The sequence below is a fragment of the Methylosinus sp. LW4 genome, from assembly GCF_000379125.1.
In the GTDB taxonomy this organism is placed as follows: Bacteria; Pseudomonadota; Alphaproteobacteria; order Rhizobiales; family Beijerinckiaceae; genus Methylosinus.
In genome coordinates this window covers 333,986-359,147 of sequence record NZ_KB900627.1, presented here as the reverse complement: position 1 = coordinate 359,147, position 25,162 = coordinate 333,986, and the positions used below count along the sequence as shown (strand labels likewise).

21 protein-coding genes and 1 pseudogene are annotated in these 25,162 nt (G+C 63.1%); 18 read left to right on the top strand and 4 right to left on the bottom strand.

The features are described from left to right. Positions 1 to 287 precede the first annotated feature (287 nt). The gene (locus tag METLW4_RS28610; protein ID WP_245258546.1) at positions 288 to 959 is read right to left on the bottom strand and encodes a glycosyltransferase family 4 protein; all 672 of its coding nucleotides are present in this window, start codon (positions 957 to 959) and stop codon (positions 288 to 290) included. On the opposite strand from METLW4_RS28610, the gene METLW4_RS28605 reads away from it, so the two are divergent. From METLW4_RS28605 to METLW4_RS0121235, 15 genes and pseudogenes are all read left to right on the top strand, one after another. Then, a complete protein-coding gene (locus tag METLW4_RS28605) occupies positions 879 to 1,613 on the top strand; it encodes a hypothetical protein (protein ID WP_245258553.1) in 735 nt (244 codons plus the stop codon). The two genes, METLW4_RS28610 and METLW4_RS28605, sit on opposite strands and share 81 nt — an antisense overlap. A gap of 265 nt (positions 1,614 to 1,878) precedes the next feature. Beyond that, on the top strand, positions 1,879 to 2,769 hold the full coding sequence (locus METLW4_RS0121305) for a hypothetical protein (RefSeq protein WP_018268262.1): 891 nt from the start codon (positions 1,879 to 1,881) through the stop codon (positions 2,767 to 2,769). 48 nt (positions 2,770 to 2,817) lie between these two features. Further along, positions 2,818 to 4,053 (top strand): HAD-IIIA family hydrolase, encoded by a 1,236-nt coding sequence (locus METLW4_RS0121300; RefSeq protein ID WP_018268261.1) that lies wholly within the window; start codon positions 2,818 to 2,820, stop codon positions 4,051 to 4,053. 179 nt (positions 4,054 to 4,232) lie between these two features. Next, entirely contained in the window at positions 4,233 to 5,357 is a 1,125-nt protein-coding gene (locus METLW4_RS0121295; protein ID WP_018268260.1) for an AGE family epimerase/isomerase, read from the top strand. 441 nt (positions 5,358 to 5,798) lie between these two features. Then, positions 5,799 to 8,009 (top strand): TonB-dependent receptor, encoded by a 2,211-nt coding sequence (locus METLW4_RS0121285; RefSeq protein WP_245258512.1) that lies wholly within the window; start codon positions 5,799 to 5,801, stop codon positions 8,007 to 8,009. A 10-nt stretch (positions 8,010 to 8,019) separates the two neighbouring features. Continuing rightward, complete coding sequence (locus METLW4_RS0121280; RefSeq protein ID WP_018268257.1) at positions 8,020 to 8,283, top strand: hypothetical protein; 264 nt, start codon at positions 8,020 to 8,022, stop codon at positions 8,281 to 8,283. Between the two features lie 2 nt (positions 8,284 to 8,285). Continuing rightward, positions 8,286 to 8,570: a hypothetical protein gene (locus METLW4_RS0121275; RefSeq protein WP_018268256.1), complete on the top strand. Its 285-nt coding sequence runs from the start codon at positions 8,286 to 8,288 to the stop codon at positions 8,568 to 8,570. Between the two features lie 9 nt (positions 8,571 to 8,579). Beyond that, positions 8,580 to 9,665, top strand: a pseudogene (locus METLW4_RS28925) (PepSY-associated TM helix domain-containing protein); the annotation flags it as partial. 75 nt (positions 9,666 to 9,740) lie between these two features. After that, positions 9,741 to 10,274, top strand: coding sequence for an SDR family oxidoreductase (locus tag METLW4_RS28920; protein ID WP_256377848.1), 534 nt, complete (start codon positions 9,741 to 9,743; stop codon positions 10,272 to 10,274). A gap of 232 nt (positions 10,275 to 10,506) precedes the next feature. Continuing rightward, a complete protein-coding gene (locus tag METLW4_RS0121260; RefSeq protein WP_018268253.1) occupies positions 10,507 to 11,631 on the top strand; it encodes an ABC transporter substrate-binding protein in 1,125 nt (374 codons plus the stop codon). Then, positions 11,628 to 12,686, top strand: coding sequence for a FecCD family ABC transporter permease (locus METLW4_RS0121255; RefSeq protein ID WP_018268252.1), 1,059 nt, complete (start codon positions 11,628 to 11,630; stop codon positions 12,684 to 12,686). Before METLW4_RS0121260 ends, METLW4_RS0121255 begins: the two co-directional genes overlap by 4 nt. Then, the gene (locus tag METLW4_RS0121250; RefSeq protein ID WP_018268251.1) at positions 12,683 to 13,438 is read left to right on the top strand and encodes an ABC transporter ATP-binding protein; all 756 of its coding nucleotides are present in this window, start codon (positions 12,683 to 12,685) and stop codon (positions 13,436 to 13,438) included. Before METLW4_RS0121255 ends, METLW4_RS0121250 begins: the two co-directional genes overlap by 4 nt. Continuing rightward, the gene (locus METLW4_RS0121245; protein ID WP_018268250.1) at positions 13,435 to 14,055 is read left to right on the top strand and encodes a hypothetical protein; all 621 of its coding nucleotides are present in this window, start codon (positions 13,435 to 13,437) and stop codon (positions 14,053 to 14,055) included. The genes METLW4_RS0121250 and METLW4_RS0121245 overlap by 4 nt, the downstream gene beginning before the upstream one ends. Further along, on the top strand, positions 14,052 to 14,657 hold the full coding sequence (locus METLW4_RS0121240) for a hypothetical protein (RefSeq protein ID WP_026191704.1): 606 nt from the start codon (positions 14,052 to 14,054) through the stop codon (positions 14,655 to 14,657). The genes METLW4_RS0121245 and METLW4_RS0121240 overlap by 4 nt, the downstream gene beginning before the upstream one ends. Before the next feature lie 5 nt (positions 14,658 to 14,662). Further along, the gene (locus METLW4_RS0121235) at positions 14,663 to 15,187 is read left to right on the top strand and encodes a hypothetical protein (RefSeq protein WP_018268248.1); all 525 of its coding nucleotides are present in this window, start codon (positions 14,663 to 14,665) and stop codon (positions 15,185 to 15,187) included. Positions 15,188 to 15,254: 67 nt separating this feature from the next. Here the strand turns inward: METLW4_RS0121235 and METLW4_RS0121230 are convergent, their stop codons facing one another. The 3 genes from METLW4_RS0121230 to METLW4_RS0121220 form a co-directional block, all read right to left on the bottom strand. Then, the gene (locus METLW4_RS0121230; RefSeq protein ID WP_018268247.1) at positions 15,255 to 17,450 is read right to left on the bottom strand and encodes a TonB-dependent receptor; all 2,196 of its coding nucleotides are present in this window, start codon (positions 17,448 to 17,450) and stop codon (positions 15,255 to 15,257) included. A gap of 402 nt (positions 17,451 to 17,852) precedes the next feature. Beyond that, positions 17,853 to 18,692, bottom strand: coding sequence for an SDR family oxidoreductase (locus METLW4_RS0121225; protein WP_018268246.1), 840 nt, complete (start codon positions 18,690 to 18,692; stop codon positions 17,853 to 17,855). A 404-nt stretch (positions 18,693 to 19,096) separates the two neighbouring features. Further along, positions 19,097 to 19,624 carry a hypothetical protein gene (locus tag METLW4_RS0121220; RefSeq protein ID WP_018268245.1) on the bottom strand — a complete coding sequence of 176 codons (528 nt, stop codon included), beginning with the start codon at positions 19,622 to 19,624 and terminating at the stop codon, positions 19,097 to 19,099. A gap of 331 nt (positions 19,625 to 19,955) precedes the next feature. Here METLW4_RS0121220 and METLW4_RS0121215 point away from each other — a divergent pair, with 331 nt between their 5' ends. From METLW4_RS0121215 to METLW4_RS0121205, 3 genes are all read left to right on the top strand, one after another. Next, positions 19,956 to 20,624: a TetR/AcrR family transcriptional regulator gene (locus tag METLW4_RS0121215; RefSeq protein WP_245258511.1), complete on the top strand. Its 669-nt coding sequence runs from the start codon at positions 19,956 to 19,958 to the stop codon at positions 20,622 to 20,624. A 140-nt stretch (positions 20,625 to 20,764) separates the two neighbouring features. Continuing rightward, positions 20,765 to 21,922: an efflux RND transporter periplasmic adaptor subunit gene (locus METLW4_RS25705; protein ID WP_018268243.1), complete on the top strand. Its 1,158-nt coding sequence runs from the start codon at positions 20,765 to 20,767 to the stop codon at positions 21,920 to 21,922. Between the two features lie 20 nt (positions 21,923 to 21,942). Next, a complete protein-coding gene (locus METLW4_RS0121205; RefSeq protein WP_018268242.1) occupies positions 21,943 to 25,089 on the top strand; it encodes an efflux RND transporter permease subunit in 3,147 nt (1,048 codons plus the stop codon). Positions 25,090 to 25,162 lie beyond the last annotated feature (73 nt).

Sequence of the window (25,162 nt, the reverse complement as noted above, 5' to 3'; positions counted from 1 at the left end):
CGGATGGAAAAGAGCGCTCAACGGCGCTCCGGCGTAGAAGCGCGCGTCGCGATCGAGCTCGGGCGTCGATTCGATATATGATCGCCAGATCCAAGAACGTTCTGGAGTGAATCCGGGATCGGTGCTGACGGCGACCATCGACACATTCGCGCCCATCGCGCGATACGCCTCGACTTGACCGAGGATGGACTGATAGCTCCCACAAGAATGCCATGCAGGATGCACGATCGCCACCTCCTTGCCGAAAAGCGCCGAGGGGCTCGTGCGGGGTCGGAAAGCTGGCTCGTTCATGCGGTCAACATCATTGCAGAGATCTCCGCGAGCGCGTCGACATAGACGTCGAAGCCGAATACCGTGTCGAAGAATTGCCGCGTGTCGCTCGTGCGGCTGTCCGTCGTCCCGACGCCATCCTCGATGCGCGCGTGAGCGGCGCGTAGCGCTGCTGCGAAGCTCGGGGCGTCCGTCGCTACCGTGACATTGCGAAGCCTTTGCACGCCGGCGTCCAGGCCCCGAAACGCGAGCGGCGTCGCGATCAGCGGAGCGCCGCTGGATAGCGCTTCCGCCGTTCTGATCGAAAGCCCGTATCCCTCCAAGGTCGGGAGCAGCACGCAGCCGGCTCGCTCGTATGCCGACTCGATCTGCGGGACGCGCCCTCGAAATAGATGTCGATGAGCGTCGAAAAGTGATTTGTCGCGCTTTCTCACCGCTTCGTCGACGTCCCCGACGATGTCGATCGAAACGCCGGGCGCGAGAGGAAGCACCTCCTCCAGCAGCCATTTGATTCCGAGATAGTTCGGGTAGTGCCCGCTGGCGACCGTCAAAATCCTGTCGCCTCCGCGCGACGGTCGCGCTGGCGGCACAGCCGGATATATGAGCGCATGGCGTTTTTTCGGGAGCAGTCGTTGGAAGGTGTCGTGCTCCTCACGATTGAGATGCGCGCAATAGTCCGCCTTCTGCATCCACTCGAGCTCGATCGCGAGAAGATCCGAGAAACCGACATATGGAGGCACGAAGAAGCCGTCACGATTGCGCAATATGAATTGCGCCGCCTGGACGTCATGGGTTTCCAGGACCACGGGCGCTCGACGGTTTCGAAGCATGCGACGCACCAAAGGGAGCGTGAAAAAGTGATTGGCGTGGACGAGATCGATCCTCTCGTCGCCGATCCCTTCCGGCAAAGGGGCGCGCTTGCAAAGCTCGATGAGCCACGACGCCTGATCGCCATGGATCAGCGGCCACCACCCGTTTTTGAGCAAGGAGAAGCTCGTCCAGCTGCGTGTCGGAGGGCCGGAAAAATAGCGCTTGTCGACAGGCAAATCGGCGCTCTCGGCGATGTACCGCGGCCATCGCTCTCCATGCGGCGCGTCGGCCGTCGGCGCATCCATCACGGCTATGGACACGACGCGCGCTCCGAGCGCGCGATACGCCATGGCCTGGCTGAAGATCACTCGATAGGAGCCGCACGAGGACCACGCCGGATGAACGATAGCGACCGTTCTCCCATCGAGTCGACGGCGGTGGCCCGACGGACCGAAGCTGGGAGTTTTTATTCGCCCGAATTGCGACATGCCGTTCAAGAAGCCTTTCTCGCGACAGCGCCCAGCCCCTCCTAGCGGTTTTGCCGAGGAGAGGTATTTCCGAATAATTTCGAATTCGATTTGAAATTGACATTTTATCGAAATACAGACCGTTCAAAGAAAAGTCCCTGTTTCGCCATATGCTGGACTTTATGCTTCCGCTCAGGTTCGAATATAGATAGTAGCCGATGCGCCAAAGGCGACGCCTCCGAGTTGCGCAGGGCTGTCGATTCGAACAAATATAGGTCGCTCGCGACGCGCAAGCTTCGATACGGACGACTGCACGGACATGGGATAATAGATGACTGGAGCCGGGTTCGATTCATCCCCGTCCGACGAGCGTCGGTATGGAGTCGCGATCGTCGCCAATGACAAGGTGATCGACTGGCTGCTTCCCTTTCTGGAAAGCTATCGTGACACCAACGCCGCGCTGCCGCTCTATCTCATTCCCTATGACGACAATATCTCACTGACCAGACGGGCCGCCGACGTCTATGGCGTGACAATCGTCGAAAGCGAGCCCGCGGAAATCGACCGGCTGTCGCACGAGCTCTATCCTGGAATATTCAACTCCCATCGGCGTCGCCTTCGCAAGCTGCAGGCGCTCGCGCTCGAGCTCGACGAAGTCGCATATGTCGACGTCGATGTGATCCTTTTTCGTGACTTGCGGACGGTCTTCGGTCGCCTCGAACGCGGCGAGCGAGAATTCATCGTCGCGTCCCCGAGCTTCGACTATGTTTACAACGAGAACCAAAAGAAGCACGCGTTCTTGGACGGCGCGCTGCTGTTCAATGATGGGTTTTGGGTTACGTCGAGCCGCTTTCTGAGTCTGTCCGACGTTCTCGAGACGATTCGAGCCGACATCGACATCTTCCACGAGGTTCGCAAGCGAGGCCAATTGTTCGCGCAACCGCTGATGAATTTCGTGGTGCATAGGCGAGGGCTGAAGACGGCGCTGCTGCCTCATTGCGTCGAGAACGCCTCCCACGAGAACTACTATAAGGCTCCGGGGATCACTTTCTCGAACGGTAAGCCGCTCGATCCAGAAGGCAAGGAAATCTATCTCGCCCATTGGGCTGGGGCGATCACCCTTCCCTCTCACGACGTATTTGCCGGCGCCTGGAAGGAGTTCTTCAGAGCGGCCCGAGCGAGAGTCTACAAGCGCGGGGATTCGTATTCGCTTTTCAGATAGAGCGGTTCCATTCGCCGACCGGCGCCTATATGCGAGGTTCATGCGGTCATGACGACGAGGCAGGCTGTGATATTGGTCGGCGGCAAAGGAACGCGGCTCGGCGCGCTCGCATCCACGACGCCAAAGCCGCTCATGGCGATCGACGGGGACACTGTGTTTCTCGATGCATTGCTGCTCGAGATCATTCGCCACGGCTTCGATGACATTCTTCTGCTCGCTGGACATTTGCACGACAGCGTCCTCGAGCGCTACCAAGGACGTTCCATTCGCGGCGCGTCCGTGCGAATCGTGGTCGAATCTGCGCCGGCGGGAACGGCGGGCGCTTTGAAAAATGCCGCGCACTTGCTCGATCCTGTATTTCTGTTGGCGAATGGCGATACGCTATTCGACATCAATCTCCGGCGCCTGTCGGCCGGCCTGGAGAAGAGGCCGGATGTTCTCGGCGTGCTCGCGCTGCGACGAGAGTCCGACGCAACGCGCTACGGCAGCGTGAAATTGCAAGATGGCTATGTCGTCGCCTTTCATGAAAAAGAGCAAGGCTCGGGACCGGCGTCGATCAATGCCGGAGTGGGCGTGTTTCGGCGACAGATATTGACGTTTGTCGAGAGCGAGCCCTGCTCGATCGAGTCGGACGTTTATCCGCGGCTCGCCGCGACCCGCGCTATTCTCGGGGAGGAGCTCGAAGGATATTTTATCGATATCGGAACGCCGGAATCGCTCGACCAAGCGCGTAGAGATCTTGGCAACAGGCGCCGACCCGCGGTTTTTTTCGACCGTGACGGCGTGCTGAATCGCGATGCGGGCTATTGCCATCGCGTCGAGGACTTGGAGTGGATTCCGGGGGCCGTCGAAGCGATCAGATGCGTGAACGAGTCGGGAGCTTTCGCCTTCGTGGTCAGCAATCAAGCCGGAGTTGCGCGCGGGCTGTTTCGCGAAGCGGATATCGACAGATTTCACGCCGCTATGTCCGCGCAACTCGCTGCGGCGGGGGCTCATATCGACGCATTCTATTTCTGTCCCTACCACCCGGACGCCGTCGACGCTGAATGGCGACATACTGATCATCCCGATCGGAAGCCCAATCCCGGCATGATTTTGCGGGCGTCTTCCGAGTGGCCGATCGACATGGGTGCGAGCCTTCTCGTCGGCGACAAGGAAATCGACATGGAGGCGGCGCGGCGCGCAGGAATTCGTGGGCGCTTGTTTTCGGGCGGCGATCTCTATGCATCGATCCGATGGGAGATCGAGCGGATAGCGGCTCTTTGCGCTCGCGCGCGCTCATGATGACAGGACTTCGACGGAAGCGGCTCGCGATATCGCTTTCGAGGCATGCCGATGAGGTCGCCGCCCGTGAACGGACTTGCATCGAGCCGGCGTCGACCTGTGGTTCAATCGGCTTACGCTGAGGCGTCGCGGCTGCGCGACCTCCTTGCCTTCGAACACGCACTCTCAAAGGATACGATATGACTGGCGCCGAAGAGCCGAGCTCGATCCGTGCGTGGCTGAAAGAGAAAGCGCTTCCGTTGTGGGCTTCGAATGGCTGGGATGAGCGCACGAGCTCATTCGTCGAACGTCTTTCGCTCACAGGCGCGCCGCTGCTTGAGACGCCCAGGCGAGCCATGGTGCAAGCGCGTCAGATTTACACTTACAGCGTTGCGCATCGAACAGGCTGGTTCGCGGAGGGAGCAGAGCTGGTCGCGCGCGCGGGCGCGACGATGATCGAACGCTATTATGAAGCCGACGGCGCTCGCGGCTGGGCCTTTTCCGTGGCGCGCGACGGCGCCGTCGTCGATGGTCGTCGTGATCTCTATACACATGCATTCATTCTGCTCGCTCTCGCGAAGGCATATGAGACGACGCGCGATTCCACTTATATCGCGCTCGCCGATGCGACGCTGAGCTTTCTGGATCGCGACATGGCTTCCGAGCATGGCGGCTATGTCGAGACTCTTCCGGCGAGCGATAGCCCGCGCCGTCAGAACTCGCATATGCATTTGTTCGAAGCATTGCTCTCACTCTTCGATGCGACGAAGCGCTCCGCGTATCTGGAACGAGCCATTGCGGTGCGAGACATTTTCTTCAGTCGATTCGTTCAGGCTGAAGAGTCCATTCTCGTCGAATTTTTCGATGAAATTTGGCGTCCTCTCGACGGCCCGCATTTTCCGTTCGAGCCTGGTCATCATTTCGAGTGGATATGGTTGCTCGAGCAAAACGAGGAGCTTCGACATTTCAATCAGACGCCGACCGTGGCGCGGCTATGGGAAACCGCGCTTCGCAGCGGCGTCGGCGCAGATGGCCGAATTTACGCTCGCGCGACGGTCGGCGGAGCCGCGGATCGCTCGACTCGGCTCTGGTTCTATGCCGAGGCTGCAAAGGCCGCCCATGTAATGCGGTCGAAATATCGGAGATGCGATGGTCCGATGGCGAGCGATTTTCTGGATGCGATGCGCGCTCGATTCCTCGAACCCGCCGTGTCGGGAAGCTGGATCGACGAGTTCGACGCCTATGGCTCCGCCAAAGTGGATTTTGCGCCTGCGAGCTCTCTTTATCATATTTGTTGCGCGATCCGAGCGTCATACAGCGATTGAATTTGCGCGCGGTTCAGAGGTTCGCGAACGCCGTTGGCCTCGAACGGGCGGCCGAGACGCGCGCCCCGGATCCGCCGTCGGCGGCGTCTGTCGAGCGCGGCGCGCAATGCGGCTAGATTATAAGTGTAACAATTCCAAACATCGAAATTGTGACCCGAGCAGACAAGCCAAATGTATGAAAATACATAATATTATCCATTTATTACAATGCATCCAAATGACCGCTCAGATTATTGACCGTAATTATACATTTACATAGAGTTCCTACAAATAACGTCACTCGAATATAGAAGATGACAAATGACAATAACATGCGCTGGCGATATACTAGAGCGCGCCGGATCGAAAACGGGCTCAGAAAAAAGAAGCCATCAGGCGAAGCTCCTGAGCGCAGCAGCGATGCTTTGTCTCGGCGCCGACGCGGCTGCGCATGCAGAGCCCGTGACCTCCTTGCCAGCCGTAGCGGTCGATGCGCCCAAAGAGAAGCCGCGGCCTGTCGTTCGCCAGAGCGCAGCTGCGGCGCGCGTCGCGCAGACGCGCGCACGCGCTGCGACGGCGCCGGCGCGGAGGCATGCGCCTTCGCCGTCCGTCGCCGCGAGACCATCGACCGCGCCTTCGCTTTTCGCTGCGCCCGCGCGGGCCGAGCTCGGCAATCTGCCGAGGGAATATGCGGGAGGCCAGGCCGCGCGCGGCGCGCGTCTCGGCATGCTCGGCAATCGCGATTTTCTCGATACGCCCTTCAATATGACGAGCTACACTTCGAAGCTCATCGAGAACCAGCAGGCGCGCACGCTCTCCGACGTGCTCGAGAATGATCCTTCCGTGCGCTTCACCGTCTCTTCCGGTCAGGTTCGCGAGAATTTCCGCATTCGTGGCTTTTCGGTCCTCGTCAGCGAGACAGCGCTCAATGGACTTTATGGCGTCGCGCCGGATGGCCGCGTGCCGACGGAGTTTCTGGAGCGAGTCGAGGTGCTGAAGGGACCGGCTGCGCTGTTGAGCGGCATGGCTCCCTATGGCGCCGTCGGCGGATCGATCAATCTCGTCACCAAGCAGGCCGGCGACACGCCCGTGACGAGTGTCACCGGCGATTATACATCGAACTCGCAATTCGGAACGCATATCGACGTCGGCCGGCGTTTCGGTCAGGACAACGCCTTCGGCGTTCGCTTCAACGGCGCCTATCGCGGCGGCGATACGACGCTCGATTACCAATCGCGTGAACGCGGGCTCGAGGCGCTCGCGCTCGACTATCGCGGCGAGAAGCTGCGCATCGCGCTCGACGCCTATTTCAACCAGGAGATCGCCCGCGGCGGCGTGCCGATGATGGCGAGCTTCACCGGAACCGGCGTCGCGGCCGCGCCGGACTCGAGCAATAATATTTTCCGCGGTCTCTCCGGCCGAATGAACAATTCCGGCGCCATGGGGCGCGTGGAATATGATCTCGCCGACAATGTCACTCTGTTCGCGAGCGCAGGCGCGATCGACGCCCGCTTCAACGGCCTGACGAACTCGACCGTCGCGACCAATGTCAATGTCCTCGGCCGCTACAGCGGAACGTCGATCGATCTGCGCGGCTATACAGACACGATTTCGTTTCAAGGCGGCTTGCGCGCCGACTTCCACACTTTCGACATCGGCCATCGATTGTCTTTGAGCGCGGCCAATCTCGAATCGAAGATAGGCTCGGCCTTTCAGCGCAGCTCGGCCTATGTGTCGAGCATCTACTTTCCCGTCACGCCGCTCATCGCGCGCGATCCGGGAGAAGCGCCGAAGTCCACAGATACGACGCTCTCGAGCATCGCTCTCGCCGATACGCTCTCCGCTTTCGACGATCGGGCGCAGCTCATTCTCGGCCTCCGCGCGCAGCGGGTTCAGACGAAGAGCTACAATACGACGACGGGCGCCGAGACGAATTATTACGACGAGAGCGCGGTGACGCCCGCTTTCGGCCTCATCATCAAGCCTTTGCCGATGCCCATGTCGCTCTACGCCAATTACATCGAGGGTCTGACCCAGGGCGACCGCGTCACCGACACGGCGGCCGCGAATTATAATCAGATATTTCCGCCCTATAAGTCGCGGCAGATCGAGACGGGCGTCAAATGGGACGCGGGACAGATCGCCAACACGCTGAGCTTCTACGAGATCGAGAAGCCGAGCCTCATCAAGAGCGGCAATGTCTACAATTCCGACGGACGCCAGCGCAATCAGGGCGTCGAATGGAACGTGTTCGGCGAGATCGTCGAAGGCGTGCGCATCCTCGGCGGCGCGGCCTACACGATCGGCGTGCTCACCAAGACGGCGAATGGGCAGCTCGACGGCAAGACCGCCTATGGAACGCCGAAATGGCAGGTCAATCTCGGCGGCGAATGGGACACGCCCTTCGTTCCAGGCCTGACGCTCGAAGGACGCGTCGTCTACACGAGCGCGCAATTCGTCAACTCGGCCAATACGCAAAAAATTCCCGAATGGGCGCGTGTCGACGCGGGCCTCCGCTATTCGACGCAGCTCCTCGACAAGAAGGTCACCTTCCGCGCCAAAGCGAATAATCTCCTCGATCACAATTATTGGGCCGGGTCCTATTTCGCCGACGGCATCGTCATTTTGAGCGCGCCGCGAACGGTTCTCCTTTCCGCGACCGTCGATTTTTGAGGGATGAAAAATGGCGGCGGCGTTCATTCATTCGGCGGCTCTGGCTCTCGTCGTCGCAGGCGCCGCCTGCCTCTATGTCGCGTCGCCGCGGCAATTGCTGACGCGCGCTCGCGGGAGACGGCCCGGCCTTTTCGCCGCCGCCTTTCTTCTCGCCGCCTGGATGGTCTGGCGAATTCGGCTCGAGGCGTCGACGGCGTTCTTCACGGCGGTCGCCGCGCTGATGCCGCTGCTGATCGCATGGTCGAGCCTCGTGGGTCTCAAAGGGAGAAAATAGCCGTGGCCGAGCATCGTCCTGATTGGCTGAGCAAGAGCCTCGCCGGCTCGGTCCTCGGCTTCACATTGGCGATCGCATTCGCCGGGCTGTTCGCCGTCGCCGGTCCCGGCGGCCTCGAGGCGCGCAATAAATATCAGTTCGTGATGTGGCTCGTCGCGCCGATCTGGCTTGGCGTCGCGAGCCTCGTCTTTCTCTTCCGCAGCGGTCGCGCCGCTTTTTTGTGGCTCGGCGGCGCCAATCTTCTCGCTTTCGGCGGCCTCTATCTCTGTCGGCGGCTTCTGCACTGAGGACGAGACATGCGCAGCGAGATCCTGCGGCTCTACAAGAGCGTTCACACATGGACCGGGCTCGTGGCCGGCATGCTGCTGTTCGTCTGCTTCTACGCGGGCGCGCTCACCGTCTTCGAGGAGCCGCTCGCTCATTGGGCCTCGCCGCCGATCGGCGGCTCCATTTCGACCGAGAACGCCGATCGTCTCATCGAGAAGACATTGGCGGCGCGACCAGAGGCGGCCAAGGACTTCACGCTCCATCTCGCGACGGTCGGCGAGCCGGCCCGTTTGACTTGGCGCAAGAGCCGCAATGACGATGTCGTCTGGTCGGCGACGCTCGGAGCGGATGGCGAATTGCGCATCGAACGCTCGAATGTTTTTGGCGTCGGCGGATTCGTCGATGCGATCCATCGCACCGCTGGTCTTCCTCTCGATCGCGAAACTGGAACGACGGTGATGGGCGTCGTGAGCGCTATCTACGCCGTCGCGCTCGTCTCCGGCCTCATCCTGGTTCTGCCCTCGCTCGCCAAGGATTTTCTCGCGCTGCGTCTCACCGCGAATTTGAAGCGAATGTGGCTAGATGCGCATAGTCTCGTCGGCGTCGCGAGCTTCCCCTTCCATCTCGTCATCGCGCTGACGGCGGTCGTGTTCGGCCTGCACGAGCCGATCTATGACGCCTTGGACCATGTCGTCTACGATGGCAGGCTGCCGGCGATCATGCGCTCGACCGGCCCCTTTGCAGGGGTGAAGCGCGACGAGCAGACGGCGCCGATGAGAGCTGTCGCCGAATTGATGGCCGCCGTCGCGGCCGTGTCGCCAGAGTTCTCGCTCACGAGCCTGCAATATCGCGACGCCGGCACACGCGGCGCGCTCGTGCGCGCTGTCGGCGAGGATCCGCGCTTCCTATCGCGCGGCGGCGGATTCGCTGTCTTGCGGGGCGAGACCGGAGAGATCGTCAATGTCGACTATCTGCCCGAAAGGCAGAGCGGCTGGACGGCCGCCGTGTCGCCTTTCTTCGCGCTGCATTTCGGCAGCTATGGCGGCGATCCCGTGCGCTGGGCCTATTTCTTCCTCGGCCTCGCCGGCGCCTTCCTGTTTTATTCCGGCAATCTTTTGTGGATCGAGTCGCGTCGGCGGACCGCGCGCCGCCATGGAGAGCAGGTCGTGCAGACGACGGCCTCGCGCTTCATGGCGGCGGCGTCGATCGGCGTGTGTTTGGGATGCGTCTGCGGGCTCTCCTTCGCCATCGTCTCCACCAAATGGCTCTACGGCCATGTCGAGGATCTCGAGACGTGGCGACAGCGGGTCTATCACGCTGTCTTCTTCGGGGCTGTCGCCTTTGCGTTTCTGCGCGGCGCCGCGCGCGCGGGAGTCGAGCTCGCCTATGTCGCTGCGATCGGCGCTCTCTCGCTTCCCATCACCAGCGCGGTCGCCGTGGCGGCGCCGGGGCTCGGGCCGTGGGCGGCCGCCGATCCGACCAGCGCCGGCGTCGATATCGTCGCTTTCGGCGCGGCGCTCTGCTTTGCGGCGCTCGCGCGCGCAACGGCGCGCCGCGCAGAGCTCGGAGCGACGGACAGCGTCTGGTCGGCTCGCGAAGCGACGCGCAAAATCGCGACGCCGCAGGAGATCGCCAATGTCGTCGCCTTTCTGGCGTCGGACCTCGCGAGCCATATCGTCATGCAGGACGTTGTCGTCGATGGCGGCGCCATACTGACGGCCTAGCGATCCGAGTCACTGGAATTGCGGAAGCGGCCGAGCCGGCGTCGCGTCTCGCGCTTCATGACACGTCCGCCTCTGCGTCGGGCGGGCTGCTTCGAGCCAGGACATTGCAACATTTCCAGAAGCGGCGCGACGCCATTGACTCGAACGGCCGGCTCCACGAGCTTTGCATGCGAATGAACGATCACGCCGCAGTTGTCGTGCGGCCAATCGGCGCTTCGAAGAGTCGACGAGCGTGGCTCCGAGCATTGCCTTCTACGAGGTGAGCATGAATCGGGTGGGAATTGTCGGCGGCGCAGCGTTGCTCGCCGCTTCTTGCGCGCCATTGCACGCGCATGCCGATTGCTTCGCCGATCTCGCGGGGCGGGAGGTCTGCCTTCCCCATCCGGCGCGACGCGTCGTCACCATTCCCATGCCCTCCGCCTCCACTCTCATCGCCGTGGACGGCTCGGCGCAGCGCCTCGTCGGAATGCACCCCTCTTCGAAGAAAGCGATCGACGAGGGTCTGCTCGGACGCATGTTTCCGCAGGCGCGCGCCATAGACGCGTCGGTCGCCGGCGTCGGCGCAGACGGATTCATGCCCAATGTCGAGACGCTCGCGCTGCTCGATCCAGAGGTCGTCGTGCAATGGGGCGATCGTGGCGACGACATCGTCGGCCCCTTGCGCAACGCCGGCTTGCGGACGGCGCTGCTGCGCTATGGAACGGAGCCGCTGGCGCGCGGGAATCTCACGCTGATGGCCGACATCGCCGGCAAGCCGGAGCGTGCGAAAGAACTGATCGCCTGGCGCGCCGCCACCATCGCGGACATAGAGACCAAGGCGCGCGACATTCCCGAAGCGCGGCGGCTTCACGTCGTCTATCTGCAGCGCGCCGCGAGCGGTCTCGCGGCGGCGGGCGCGAACAGCTATTATGATTTCTACATCCGCCTCGTCGGCGCCCGCAACGCCGCCGACGGTCTTTCGAGCGCGCCCGCGATCAGCGCCGAGCAGATCGCGCAATGGGACCCGGATGTGATTCTGCTCAATGGCTTCGAGGAGAAGCTCACGCCCGCACGCGTTTATGACGACGAGATATTGTCGGCGACGCGCGCCGCGCGCGAGCGGCGCGTCTATAAAATGCCGATCGGCGGTTATCGCTGGGACCCGCCCAGCCAGGAGAGTCCGTTGACCTGGATGTGGCTCGCCGATCTCCTCTATCCCGAGCTGTTCCATTATGATTTGCGCGCCGAGATCGTAGGCGCCTATCGTTTGCTCTACGGCCGGACGCCGTCGCAAGCGGATTTGGACGATGTGCTTCGCCTCTCGATCAATGGCGACGCGCGCTTTTACGATCGCTTTGCCGCGAGCGCGTCGAAATGAGCCTGCTCGCGACCGCGAGCGGCGATACGCCGCAAAAGCGCGCGCTTCCGGTCTGGGCGGGAGCGCTCGCCGTCGTCATGCTGCTTCTCGTCGCCGCGCTGACGGCGCTCTGCGTCGGACGTTTCCAGATCGCGCCGCAAAAGGCGATCGCAATATTGCTGTCGCGCGTCTCGAGTTCCGCTGCGGATTGGAGCGCGATGGACGAGCGCATCGTTCTGCTGGTGCGGGCGCCGCGCGTTCTGCTCGCCGCTCTGTGCGGCGCGGGGCTCGCCGTGAGCGGCGCAGCGCTGCAGGGCGTGTTCCGCAATCCGCTGGTGGCGCCGCAAATCCTCGGCGTGTCGCCCGGCGCGGCCTTCGGCGGCGCGCTCGCGATCGCGCTCGGCTTCAGCGGCCTCGCGCTCATCGGCGCAGCTTTCGCTTCCGGCGCCTTCGCGCTCGCTCTGGTCGGCGCGCTGGCGCGCGTCGAGGGCCGCAGCGATACGGTGATGCTGGTGCTGACCGGCGTCGTCGTCGGCGCCTTGTTCGCCGCGCTCGTCTCATTGCTGCAATTTCTCGCCGATCCTAACAGCTCGTTGCCGGCCATCGTCTTCTGGCTGATGGGCAGCTTCTCCGCGGCGACCTGGGCGCGCCTCGGCGTCGCGGCGCCCGGCGTCCTCGTCGGAATGACGGCGCTCTGGCTCATGCGCTTTCGTATCAATGTGCTCTCGCTCGGCGAGGAGGAGGCGCGCGCGCTCGGCCTGCCGGTCGAGCGCGACCGTTGGCTCGTCTTCGCCGCCGTCGCGCTCATAGAGGGCGCGGCGGTCGCCGTCGCCGGCGTCGTCGGCTGGGTGGGGCTGGTCGTGCCGCATGCCGCGCGTCTCGTGGTCGGCGCGGATCAGCGGGCGCTGCTGCCGGTCTCCGCCGCGCTCGGCGCGTCCTATCTGCTGCTCGTCGACAGTCTCGCGCGTAGCGCGACCGCGGCCGAGATACCGCTCGGCGTCATCACCGCGCTGATCGGCGCGCCGGCCTTCGCCGCTCTGCTGCGGCAGACGCGTCGCAAGGAGCTCGCCACATGATCGGCCTCGACAAGGCCGGCGCGCAGCGCGGCCGGCGGTGGATCTTCACCGACATCTCCTTCATGCTCGAGGCGGGCCGCATTCTCGCCGTTCTGGGTCCGAACGGCCGCGGCAAGACGACGCTCATCAAGGCCCTCGCCGGGCTCGTTCCGCTCGCCGCCGGCCGCCGCGTCGCGCCGCGCGTCATCGGCTATGTGTCGCAATCGATCGGCGCCGATATTCCCTATCGCGCTCTCGATGTCGTCGTCATGGGCCGAGCGCGCGGCCTCGGCCTGTTCGGCGCGCCCGGGGCCGCCGACTATCGCGCCGCGGTCGAGGCGCTGGAGCTCGTCGGCGCGCGCGACTTCGCCGAGCGGCCGTTCGACAGGCTCTCCGGCGGCGAGCGGCAGATCGTGCTGCTCGCCCGCGCGCTCGCCACGGGCTCGCCGGCGCTGGTTCTCGACGAGCCGGCGTCGGCGCTCGATCTCGCCAATCAGAATCGTCTGCTCACAGTGCTGCGCGAGGTGAAACGCCAGGGGCGTCACGCCATATTGTTCTCGACGCATTTGCCGCAGCATGCGCTGAGCGTCGCCGACGACGCGCTGCTCATGCTGGGACCATCGGAACATTCGATCGGCCCGACGCGCGCCGTTTTGAACGAAGCCGATCTCATGCGTCTCTATGGATTGCCGGTGCGGCGCGTCACGGTCGACAATGACGGCTGCGCGCCGATCGAGACGGTCGTTCCTTTGTTCGCGGGAGCCGGGCCGTGACGACTGTGGCCGATCGCGAGATTCTGCTCGTGCTGAGCGGCGACGGGCCGCCGTCCAAGGCTTTCGCCGCGCCGCTCGCGGCCTGCGCGCTGGCCATCGTGCGGCAGACGGAACTCGCCGATGCGCGTCTCGCGGCGGCGCGGGGCGTCGTCACGACGATGCATCTCGATCAGGTGGATTTCGTGCGCCGTTCGGCGGCGCTCGAAGCCTTTTTCGATCGCGGCGGACGGCTCGCCTTCATGGGCCATCTCGCGCGGCCGTTTCTGCCGCAGCTCGCGTCTTTCGTTCCGCTCGGCGCAGGCCGCCGCGCCGATTTCGCGCTGGCCGCGCTCGGCGAGCATTTCGTCTTCGACGGCGTCGATCGTGCGCGGCTGGAGACGCGGCGCGGCGTCGCCGGCTTCTACGGCCGCGGACACGCGCCGATTCCGCCGGGCGGCCGTGCGCTCACGGGCCTCGGCCCGGGCGCGTCGCCGATCGATTGGATTTGGGAGCGGCCCGGGGGCGGCGCAATTCTGATGCACGCGGGCAATGATCTCTGGACCGTCTGCGACGATGCTTCCGTCAATGTCGCGCTCGCCGAGCGCATCGTCGCTTGGTGCTCGGGAGCGACGACATGAATCGCATTCTCGCCATTCATTCGGGCGCGGCTTATCACTGTGAAGCGCTGGAAGCGCCGCGCTATGCGTCTCTCTTCGACGCGCTCGCGCGGCCGGAGGAGCTCGGCGACATTGATCTTTCGCGCTTCGACATCGTGCTCGCGCCTTGCCGAACGCCCGCGAGCCGGCTTGCGCCGCATTGCGCGCTCCTTTCGGACTATCTCGATTCCGGCGGCGCCGTCGTCGCCATGGGCGAGACGGATCAGCATCTATGGCTGCCGTCGATCCGCTTCACCGGCGTTCCGACCAATTGGTGGTGGTGGCTCGAGCCGGGCGCGAGCCTCGGCCTGTCGATCGCAGATCCTGAGCATCCGCTGTTCGCGCGCATCGGCGCGAATGACATCGCCTGGCATCTGCATGGCGTCTTCGCGCCTCCGAACGGCGCGCATTCGCTCATAGACGACGCCGAGGGACGCTCGGTTCTCTATATCGACGAGGCGACGACGAAGGGCCGCATGCTGGTGACGAGTCTCGACCCTTTCTATCACCACGGATCGCATTTCATGCCGGCGGCGACGCGATTTCTCGATGGCTTTCTGCCCTGGCTGAAGGAGGAGTTCTAAAAAACATGACCGACGATTCGTTGACGGTGCTGGATCACGGAGAGCCGATCGCGATCTCCTTCGCGGATATTCTAAAATATCATGGCCGCAGCTTCATCGGCGGCGCGGCGCATGGCTTCAAGGCCATGCAGCGCGCCTTCCCGCTGCTATGCGCCGACGGTCGGCCGGAGCGCTACGAGCTGACGATCGCCACCGCTTTTCCGGGCCCTGGCGGCCGCGACGCGATCGAAATGACGACCCGCGCCTTCACCGGCGGACGCTATATGGTCGATCTCGATCTCGGCGGGCCGGATGTGGTCGAGAGCCCGCGCGGGCGCTATTTTTTTCGCTTCTCCTACCGCGACGCGAGCGTCGATGTGACCTTGCGCGAAGGCGTGGTGCGCGCCGAATTCATCGAGCTCTCGCGCCGCGGCGCTGCGACGCCGCAGGAAAGAGAGCGGCTCGAATGGCTGAAGCAGGATATGGCCGACCGCCTGATGAGCCTGCCGGCGGAAGAGGCCTATGACGTGGCCGCGCGCGCGGCTCTTTGATCGACTCGGAGACAAAAAAGAAGGCGGGTCCGAAGAGCCGCCTTTTTTCGTTCCATCCGCGCTTCTTTCAGAATTCATGCGTGAGCTTGATCATGAAATTGCGTCCGGGCTCGTGCAATGGATTCGTGACGCTGCGGCCGTAGGAGATGTTGGCGAAAGTCGCAGCGTCCACATAGGCCGTGTTGAAGACGTTTTCGAGCCCGATGGCGAGTCGCGTGTCGCCGAGCCGCGGCGAGACCAGCACGCCGAGATCGAAGCTCGAATAGAGATTCAATGTGACATAGCCGGACGTCGCATATTCCTGCGTCGTGTCGATACGGGTCTTGGCGGCCGCGGCGTTGAGGACGGCTTGCAGCGAATAGCCGGCGCCGGGCGGCGCGACCTGCGCGCCGAAGCGCGCGCGGAAGGGCGCGATATTGGGCAGCGGCCGCCCGGTCGTCGTGTTCGTGCCTTCCAGCACGGTGAAATTGCCGAAGAGATTGAGCTCCGGCGTCGCCTGCCAGCGTCCTTCGAACTCGACGCCGTCGATCTCGGCGCGCCCGACATTCTGGCTCTGCGTGTAGGTGGAGACGCCCATATAAGTCACCGACTGCGTTTGCAGGAGGTTGTGATAGACGCTGTGGAAGCCCGTGATGCTCGCGGTCGCCTTCGCGATATGGAGGCGAAGGCCGCCTTCATAGGTCACGCCGGTCTCGGGCTGCAGATTGGGATTTGGCAATGACGTCGCCGTCGAATTGAACAGCTCGGCGTTGGTGGGATGACGGAAGGCGGTCGAGACATTGCCGACGACATCGAGAGCCGGGGCGACGCGCAGCACGGCGCCGACGCTGCCGGTCGGCGCCAGCCGGTCTGTGTCGCTATTCGCCACATAGGCGGGCAGCAGCGCTGCGGAAGGGAGCGGCGACAGACGCGTCCGCGTGTTGAAATAATCGAGCCGGCCGCCGGCGGAGATGGTGAGCGCTTCGAGGGGCGTCCATTCGTGCAGCATGAAAATGCCGCCGTTGGTCTGGAACGATTCCGGCACGGATTGGCTCGCCGGCGAATATTTCAGAGCGGTCACCATGCCGTTGGAGAGCGTCGCGGTGGTGGTGGTTCCGACGCTGCCGGGACGGCGTTCATAGAAAGCGTCGCCGCCGAATTTCGTCACCACATTGCCGAATCCGTCGATCGACCAGGGCGCGACGGCGAGCACGCGTCCGCCGATGACGACCGGCCCGATCACATGGCTGTCCGAGAACACCGCCTGCTTCGCGCTCGTCGTGTTGACGGTGAGAAGATGCGTGTCGAAATAATTGACATAGGCGGAAGCTTCGACATGAGAGATCAGGCCGCCGGTGAAGTCGCCGGAATAAGCGAGGCGGCCCATCAGCAGCTCGTTGGGACTCTGCCGCACATTGAGATAGGGGTAGCCCGGCGCGCCGCCGACGCCTCCCGCGCGTCCGTCTGTTTCCACATAGCCGCGAAAGCTCGCTTGAAGGCGTTGATCCGGCGTCGGCGCGTAGCCGAGCGTGAAATCGCCGCCGACGCTGCGGTAATCGCCGTTGCGCGCCACTCCCGAGGGCGTCTCGTAAGAGAGGCCTTTGCGTCCCGCGAGGCCGCCCCTCACCGAGAATCCGTCGCCCGCGCCCTCCGCCCATTCATATGTGTTGAGCGCCGTTGCCGCGCTCGCGTAACCGAACGAGGCGCCGCCGCGTGTGAAACGGAAAGGGCCGTCGACATCGGACGACGGGCGTCGCGTGACGACATTGACGAGGCCGGTGAGCGCGTCGCTGCCATAGAGCACGGAGGCCGGCCCTCGGATCACCTCGACCTGCTCGATCTCTTCCGGCGCGAAATAATTGAGCTGCAGCGTGTTGCGGCCGTGCAGGCGATCGCCGTCGACATAGAGCGGCGAGCGCATGGTGTTGGAGCTGAAGCCGCGCAGATAGATCTGTCCGCCGATTCCGCCCGCGCGCGCAATGGAGACGCCGGGCGCCTGAGCGAGGATTTCGAGAAGACCCGTAGGATTGGCGAGCTCGATCTGCTGTCGATCGACGACGGAGATCGTCTGCGTGATTTGCTTCAGGCTCTTCGTCTCCGCATATGTGGGGCCGAGCGGTCCGACGACGGGCCGGCGCTCTTTGCCTCGCCCGCCGTCATTCGATGATTGCGCCGCCACATCGATCGGCGGCAGGGCTTCCTGCGCGAGAGCGTGACCCATGACGAGCGACAACAGGAGCGTCGATGCGACGGTGGAAGATGCTTCGATATTGACACGCGACATGATTTCGACCTCGCTCGGCTTTACTATTGGGCGAGGACTACTGATAACGAAGTAACAAGCGCTCGGCGGCTGAAACATTTCCAATAAAGGCCGCTTTCCGGGTAGATTAGACATATTCGCAAGTATCTAAGCTCATGCCGCCGATGCTGCGCGCAAGATGTCGGACCCGCCCGATTCTGGACGACGACGCCGCGCGTCCGCCACGAGAGCCGGCCACGATGATCTGGGATCGGCTGGATGCGGGGCGGCTCGATTTCGTCGCTGCGCGGAGCGCGTCGCCCAACGTGGATCGGCAAGCGGGACGCGCTCGCCGGAACTCCATCCGAACGATGGTCGCCCGACAATTCGGTTGGAGGATGGCGCCGGCTCGGCGTTTCGCGCCGAGCCGGAATTGCGTTTCGATCAACCGAGGAACTTCGCCCGATTGTCGGCGGCGTAGACAGCGAGGCTGCGAGCGGGCTTGCCTGTCAGCTCTCGCACGTCGTCGGTGACGGCGGCGGTCCATCCTTTCCGCGCCATGGCGAACAGCTCGGCGAGATGCGCAGCGTAATCCTCCGGCATGCCGGCGCCGGTGAGAATAGCGATGAACTGCGTGTCCGAGACTGGATCATATTCGACCGGCCTGCCGATCGCCTTCGCCAGAATTGCCGCGGCCTCGGCATAGCCGAGCGCCTCGGGTCCGGTGAGCGTGAATCCCCGCCCGTCGAATCGCGAGGAGGTCAACGCCGCAAAGGCGCTATCGGCGATATCGCGTGTGTCGACGAAGGACGATTTGCCGTCCCCCGCGGGCACGGCGATGATTCCATGACGAACGGCCGGGAGCCAGAAGGTGTGGAAATTGTCCGAGAACCAATTGGGGCGAAGGATGGTGAAAGGCGCGCCCGCTCCTTCGAGCACGAGCTCGGCGCGACGATAGGGGCTGGTCGGATCGTTTTCGACGCCATAAGCGGTCTGAAACACGATCTTCACCTGCCGATCCGCCGCGAAGCGAATGAACGGCTCGAGGAACTCGACGTTATTCAGGCGTCCGGCCGGAATAATCAGAAAGGCGCGATCGACGTCTTCGAAAGCGGCCGGATAAGTCGAGGATTCGGTCAGATCGAAGCGAACGACTTCCGCTCTGGCCACGGGTCTTCCCGAGCGCGAGGCGGCCTTAACGGCATGGCCGCTGGCGAGGAGCTTCTCGACGAGATAGGCGCCGGTGTTGCCGGTCGCGCCGGTGACGAGGATTTTCTTGGACATTTGTGTCATTCCATGAGCTTGCGATGCGCAGCGACACGTGCGGAGCCATGCCGAAAGTCTCACGACTCTCGCGCTGCTGCGGGATCATGTCGGAAGGGAAGCGGGTTACGCCTGTCGATGCGCCGACGAATGCGGCGAGACCGGGCGATCGCGCTCATGGTCACGTTGCGCGGACTCTACGGCCGAGAGTCCGGGACTGGATCGATGGAATTTCGAGAGTTTCATGCGGACACACCTTTCCTGTCGTTTGGAAAGGGATGTGTCGGAAGGGGCTCGATGACGAGCTTACCTAATTACGAGCGTGTAAGCGCCACCCGGACTACCAACCGGGCCGTGACTTTCACACATCCACGCTCAAATCGTCCCACAGAAGGGTCTCTGCGTCAACTTTTCGCAATTCGTCTTCATGTGTTCCTCTTCATCGGGCGGCGCCGAAGATAGAGGAAGAAGGCCACGGCTACGCCGATCATCTGCAGGATATAGACCGGCAGCAAGCGCATGAAGGTCATGCCGACCGAGAAGGGAAACCGCGAAACCCAGTGCTCGCCGTGGTCGCCCGTGACGGTGACGATGCCGACGAAATAGCCGGCGTCTGGAAAAACATGCTCGAAATTGATGGTCCCGGTCGGATAGACGTGAGGCGGCTTGTAAGCGACGGTGACGGCGTCGATGTCTTCCTGCTCTTCGCGGCCGGTGTCCTTGACGATACGAATCTCGATCGCCATGCCGCGCAATTCATCCTGTTCTGCGTCGAGCGCGATGATCGCGTGGCCTGTCGACGGAATATCGACGCAAAACTCCGAGCGCGAGGCGTCCGGCGAGTAGCTGGCGAGATTCATGACGTCGGGACCGACAAAAATCTGGCATCGGCTTTCCCATTTCGCTCCATGGGCGGAGGCCTGAGCGATAAAGGCCGGCGGTGTCAGCGACAAAATAGCTGCGCCGGCGACGGCTCGAACGAGCGACCGAGAGGGACGCGTCCGCATCGACGGCCAGGAGCGGACGAGGGCGCCTTTGGAACTCAGAATTCGTCCGCGAGGCATGTCGTCGATCGTCCTTCTTCGCTTTCTGATAGGGAGGCCTGCGAATGAGCGGGTCCCGCATTCTGCAGCAAAATGTGATCCGCTTGCAACCCACAGCCGCGCTAGAGTCGACGCCATTGTTAGGTGTGCGCTTCAGCACTAGCTGTACTAGTGGCCCATTGACACAAAGCTTTATGCATAATATGTATGTGAGTGCATACATAATCTAATGGAGCACGCCTTGTCCGTCGCCACTGTCAACAAGCCGAGAGCCCGCGACCGCCAAGCGACCAAGGAGGCTCTCATGGCCGCCGCGGTGACGGTCATCGCCGAATGCGGCTACGAGGGAGCGACGACGCGCGCGATCGCCGACGCCGCGGGTTGCTCGGAGGCTCTGATCCAGCGCTATTTCAATGGCAAGGAAGGGCTGCTGCTGGCCATTCTCGACAAGGAGGAGGACCGCTCCGACGCGGCGCTCTTTTTGGGGCGCCCGCTCTGCTCGAGCTTGGCGCAGGAAGCGCGGGAGATGCTCGCGCATTCGGTCGAGAAGATATCGGAACGATCCGACCGAATTCGCATCGTGATCTCGAGAGCCTTGCTCGACGAAGCCTTCAAGGCTCGTTTCAACCGCATCTGGATCCGCGAAGACGTCAAGAGCGGCCTCGAATCGAGGCTCGCTCGCTACGTCTATGCCGGAATGGCCGATCCCGATCTCGATATCGGCGCCGCCGCCGAAATGCTGCTCAGTCTGAGTTTCGAATTGGGCTTCATCCATCGCGAGCTCCTGCAGACATCCGCCGACCGGACGAAGCGGCTTCTCGAACAGTTCGCGGAAATGTTCGGTCGCGCCATTTCGGCGCCGCTCTCGACAGGCCGCTCGGTCTCCGAGCCCGGGGACGCTCCGCGTTGACGGAAACGTCTCCGACGCCTCGCCTCGATAGCCGCGCAGCAATCCGCATTCTTCTGGAGCAAAACCGCATGAGCCCGATGTCTCGTCGAATCCAGTCGCCTATCGTCGCCCAGAGGGCTCCGCTATCGTCGCGCCAACGCGTGGCGGGCCTCTTCGGCCGTTTCCTATGGCTGCTCTCGCTCACATTCTTCGCGAGCTGCGGCCAAGCAGGCGGCGCGCAGCCGTCGCCTCCGCCCGCGCAAGCGGGCTTTATCGTCGTTCGCTTGCAGCCGATCGCTCGCATGACGGAATTGCCCGGCCGCACGACGGCCGTTTTGACCGCGGACGTGCGGCCGCAGGTCAATGGTGTCGTGCTCAAGCGGCTGTTCGAAGAAGGCAGCGAAGTGAAAGAGGGTCAGCAGCTCTACCAGATCGACGCTGCGCTCTATCAAGCGACCTATGATAGCGCGGTCGCCACATTGTCGCGCAATCAGGCGACGCTGGTCGCGGCCAACGCCAAAGCCGCCCGTTACAGATCGCTGTCCTCGATGAAAGCGGTCAGCAAGCAGGAATTGGAGGACGCAGTGGCGGCGGCGCAGCAGGCGGAGGCGGATATCGCGATCGCGCAGGCCAGCATAGCCCAAGCGAAAATCAACCTCTCCTACACGAAAGTTCTGGCGCCCATCTCCGGCCGCATCGGACGATCCACGGTCACGCCGGGCGCGCTCGTGACCGCCAATCAGAGCACCATGCTCGCGACCGTCACCCAGCTCGATCCGATCTATGTCGATGTGACGCAATCGGCGACGACTTTATTGCGTCTGCGGAAGGCGCTCGCGAGCGGCGAGATCGAAAGCGTCGGCCGCGGCGCGGCGAAGGTCACTTTGAAGCTCGAAGACAACAGCGCATATGAGCTCACGGGCAAGCTGCAATTCTCGGAGGTCACGGTCGACGAGGGGACGGGGACCGTTCTCATGCGGGCCATCTTCCCCAATCCTAAGCACCTGTTGCTGCCGGGCATGTATGTGCACGCGACCTTGCAGGAAGGGATGGATCGAAACGGCGTTTTGATCCCGCAGCAGGCCGTGTCCCGTAATACGCATGGCGACGCGACCGTCCTCCTGATCGGAGACGGCGACAAGGCGAGCCTACGCATCATACAAACGGGTCAGGCCATCGGCGACAAATGGATCGTCACCGCCGGCCTACACGCTGGCGAGCGCGTCGTTGTCGACGGATTGCAGAACATTCGTCCAGGCGACGTCGTTCGACCCATAGCGGTCGAAGAGGCGGCCGTCGGCGCCGACAATAAATCCTGAGCCCCGCGGGAGCGCCCTCGATGTCACGTTTCTTCATAGACCGTCCGGTCTTCGCATGGGTGCTCGGCCTGATCGTGATGCTGCTCGGCGGGATCTCGATCTTTCGGCTTCCGATCGCGCAATATCCCAGCATCGCTCCGCCGCAAATCTCGATCTCGGTCGCGTATCCGGGCGCCTCCGCTCAGACGGTCATGGATACCGTCGTGCGACCCATTCTCCAGCAAATGTCCGGCCTGGACGGCTTGGAGTATGTGTCGTCGAGCGCCCAATCCAATGGCTCGATGGAGATCGACCTGACATTCGCGCAGGGCGTCGACCCGAACATCGCGCAGGTGCAAGTCCAGAACAAGCTGTCTCTCGCCCAGCCGACTCTGCCGACCGAGGTCACTCAGCAAGGAATCAAGGTCAACAAATCGGTCAGAAGCTTCATGATGATCGTCGGCGTGTATTCCGACGACGGCGCCATGTCGGCCATCGACATAGATGACTATGTCGCTTCCAATCTCAAGGATCCATTGACCCGCATCACGGGCGTCGGCGACTTCACGTCTTTCGGATCCGAATACGCCATGCGCATTTGGCTCGACCCGGACAAGCTCTATAAATATTCGCTGACCGTCGGCGATGTGACGAGCGCGCTCACCGCGCAGAATGTGCAGGTGTCGTCGGGCGAGCTCGGCGGGCTGCCAGCCAGCAGAGGAAACAGGCTCGACGCCGCCATCATCGGGCCGACCCGGCTCGAGACTCCCGAGCAATTCGAAAATATTTTGCTCAAGGTGAATCCCAGCGGCTCGCAAGTCCGACTGCGGGACGTCGCGCGCGTCGAAATCGGCGCGCAATCCTATTCCACGGCGTCTCTCTATAACGGCAAGCCATTCGGCGCTCTCGCGCTGAAGCTCGCCCCGGGAGCCAACCAGCTCTCCACGGAGTCCGCGGTGCGCGCCGAGCTCGCGCGTCTCGAGCAGTTCTTCCCGCCTGGCCTCAAGCTCGCCTATCCGCTCGACACAGAGCCCTTCATCACGCTCTCCATCGAAGAAGTCGTGAAGACTCTCTTCGAAGCCGTCGCGCTGGTCTTTCTGGTCATGCTGGTCTTTCTGCAGAATCTCCGCGCGACGCTCATTCCGACGATCGCCGTGCCGATCGTGCTGCTCGGCACGTTCGGCGTGCTCGCCGCCTTCGGCTATTCGATCAACACGCTGACCATGCTCGCAATGGTGCTCGCCGTCGGCCTTCTCGTCGATGACGCCATCGTCGTCGTCGAAAATGTCGAGCGGCTCATGAGCGAGAAGGGCTTGTCGCCGCGCGAAGCCGCGCGCGCGTCGATGGACGAGATATCCGGCGCCCTCGTCGGAATTGCGCTGGTGCTCTCTGCGGTGTTCCTTCCCATGGCGTTTTTCGGCGGCTCCACCGGCGTCATCTATCGCCAATTTTCTGTGACGATCGTGTCCGCAATGACGCTCTCCGCGCTCGTGGCGCTGATTCTCACTCCGGCTCTCTGCGCGACTCTGTTGCGGAGCAGCGCGCATGCGCGCGAGCGCAAGAACGGCTTTTCCAAATGGTTCGATGCGATGTTCGATCGCGTCAACGAGCGCTACAAGAACGGCGTCTATAATTTGATCGCTCATTCGCGCGCCCGCCTTCTGATCTTCATCGCGATCACCGCAGCCGTGATCGCGATGTTCGGCCGCATGCCGACGGGCTTTCTTCCCGAAGAGGACCAGGCGCTCTTGTTCGGCCAAGTGACCATGCCGACCGGCGCGACCGCCGAGCAAACGGCGCGGATGAACGAGCAGCTGACGGAATATCTGCTGACGGCCGAGAAGGACAATGTCGAATCGGTGCTGACGGTCTCCGGCTTCAATTTCGGCGGACAAGCGCAGAACGCCGGCTTCGCGGCGATCAAGCTGAAGGACTGGTCGGCGAGGCCGAATCCCGCGCAGAGCGGCGCGGCGGTCGCTGGCCGCGTGATGCGGCGTTTCGCCGGCAACCGTGACGGCCGCCTGTTCGTATTCCAGCCGCCGGCCGTGATGGAGCTCGGCAACGCCACGGGCTTCGACCTACAGCTCGAAGACCGAGGCCGGCTCGGTCACGACAAGCTTCTCGCCGCGCGCAATCAATTGCTCGCAATGGCGGCGCAGGATCCCGCGCTCGCCGGGGTGCGCCCGAACGGCCTCGAAGATGCGCCGCAATACAGGCTGAAGATCGATCGCGAGAAGGCCAATGCGCTCGGCGTCTCGGTCAGCGATCTCAACGCCGCCATACAGGGCGCTCTCGGCTCGCAATACGTCAACCAGTTCCTGCGAGCGGGACGCGTGAAGCAGGTCTATGTGCAAGGCGACACGAGCTCGCGAATGTCCCCTTCGGATCTCGCGCGATGGCATGTGCGCAATTCATCCGGCAAGATGGTTCCGTTCGACGCCTTCGTCGATGGCGCATGGACATCGGGCCCGCAAAAGGTGGAAGGCTACAATGGCCTCACATCCTTCGAAATTCTCGGCGCCCCTGCGCCCGGCCACAGCACGGGCGAAGCTATGGCGGCGATGCAGCGCCTCATCGAGAAGCTTCCTCCAGGCGTCGGCTACGAATGGACCGGCCTCTCCTATGAGGAGCAGAAATCCGGCTCCCAGACGGCCCCGCTCTACGCCCTCTCGCTCGCCGTGGTGCTGCTCTGTCTCGCGGCTCTATATGAAAGCTGGACGATTCCTCTCGCCGTCATTCTGGTCGTCCCGCTCGGCGTCATCGGCTCGATCGTCGCGACGCTGGGAAGCGGACTGGCCAATGACGTCTATTTTCAGGTCGGCTTGCTCACGACCGTCGGTCTCGCAGTGAAGAATGCGATCCTGATCGTGGAATTCGCAAAGGCGTTCTTCGACGCGGGAGCGACGCTCGAGGACGCCGCGATCGCCGCGGCCGGAGAACGGTTGCGGCCGATATTGATGACGTCCATCGCCTTCGTCGTCGGCACGCTGCCTCTGGTCGTGGCGACGGGAGCAGGTTCGGCCGCCCGCATTGCGATCGGCACGGCCGTGGTCGGCGGCATGTTCTCGGCGACGCTTCTGGCGATCTTCTTCGTGCCGGCTCTCTTCGTCTCCGTTTTGGGCGTCTTTCGCGTGAGGCCGAGCCGCAGCGTCGCGCATCCATCGACGCTGGCGACGCAAGAGGCGTGACGCCGCCATCCCCGCCTCCGCAACCGTCCGACCCGCCAATAGGGGCATTGAGGCTTCTCCCGCTCGCGTCCTT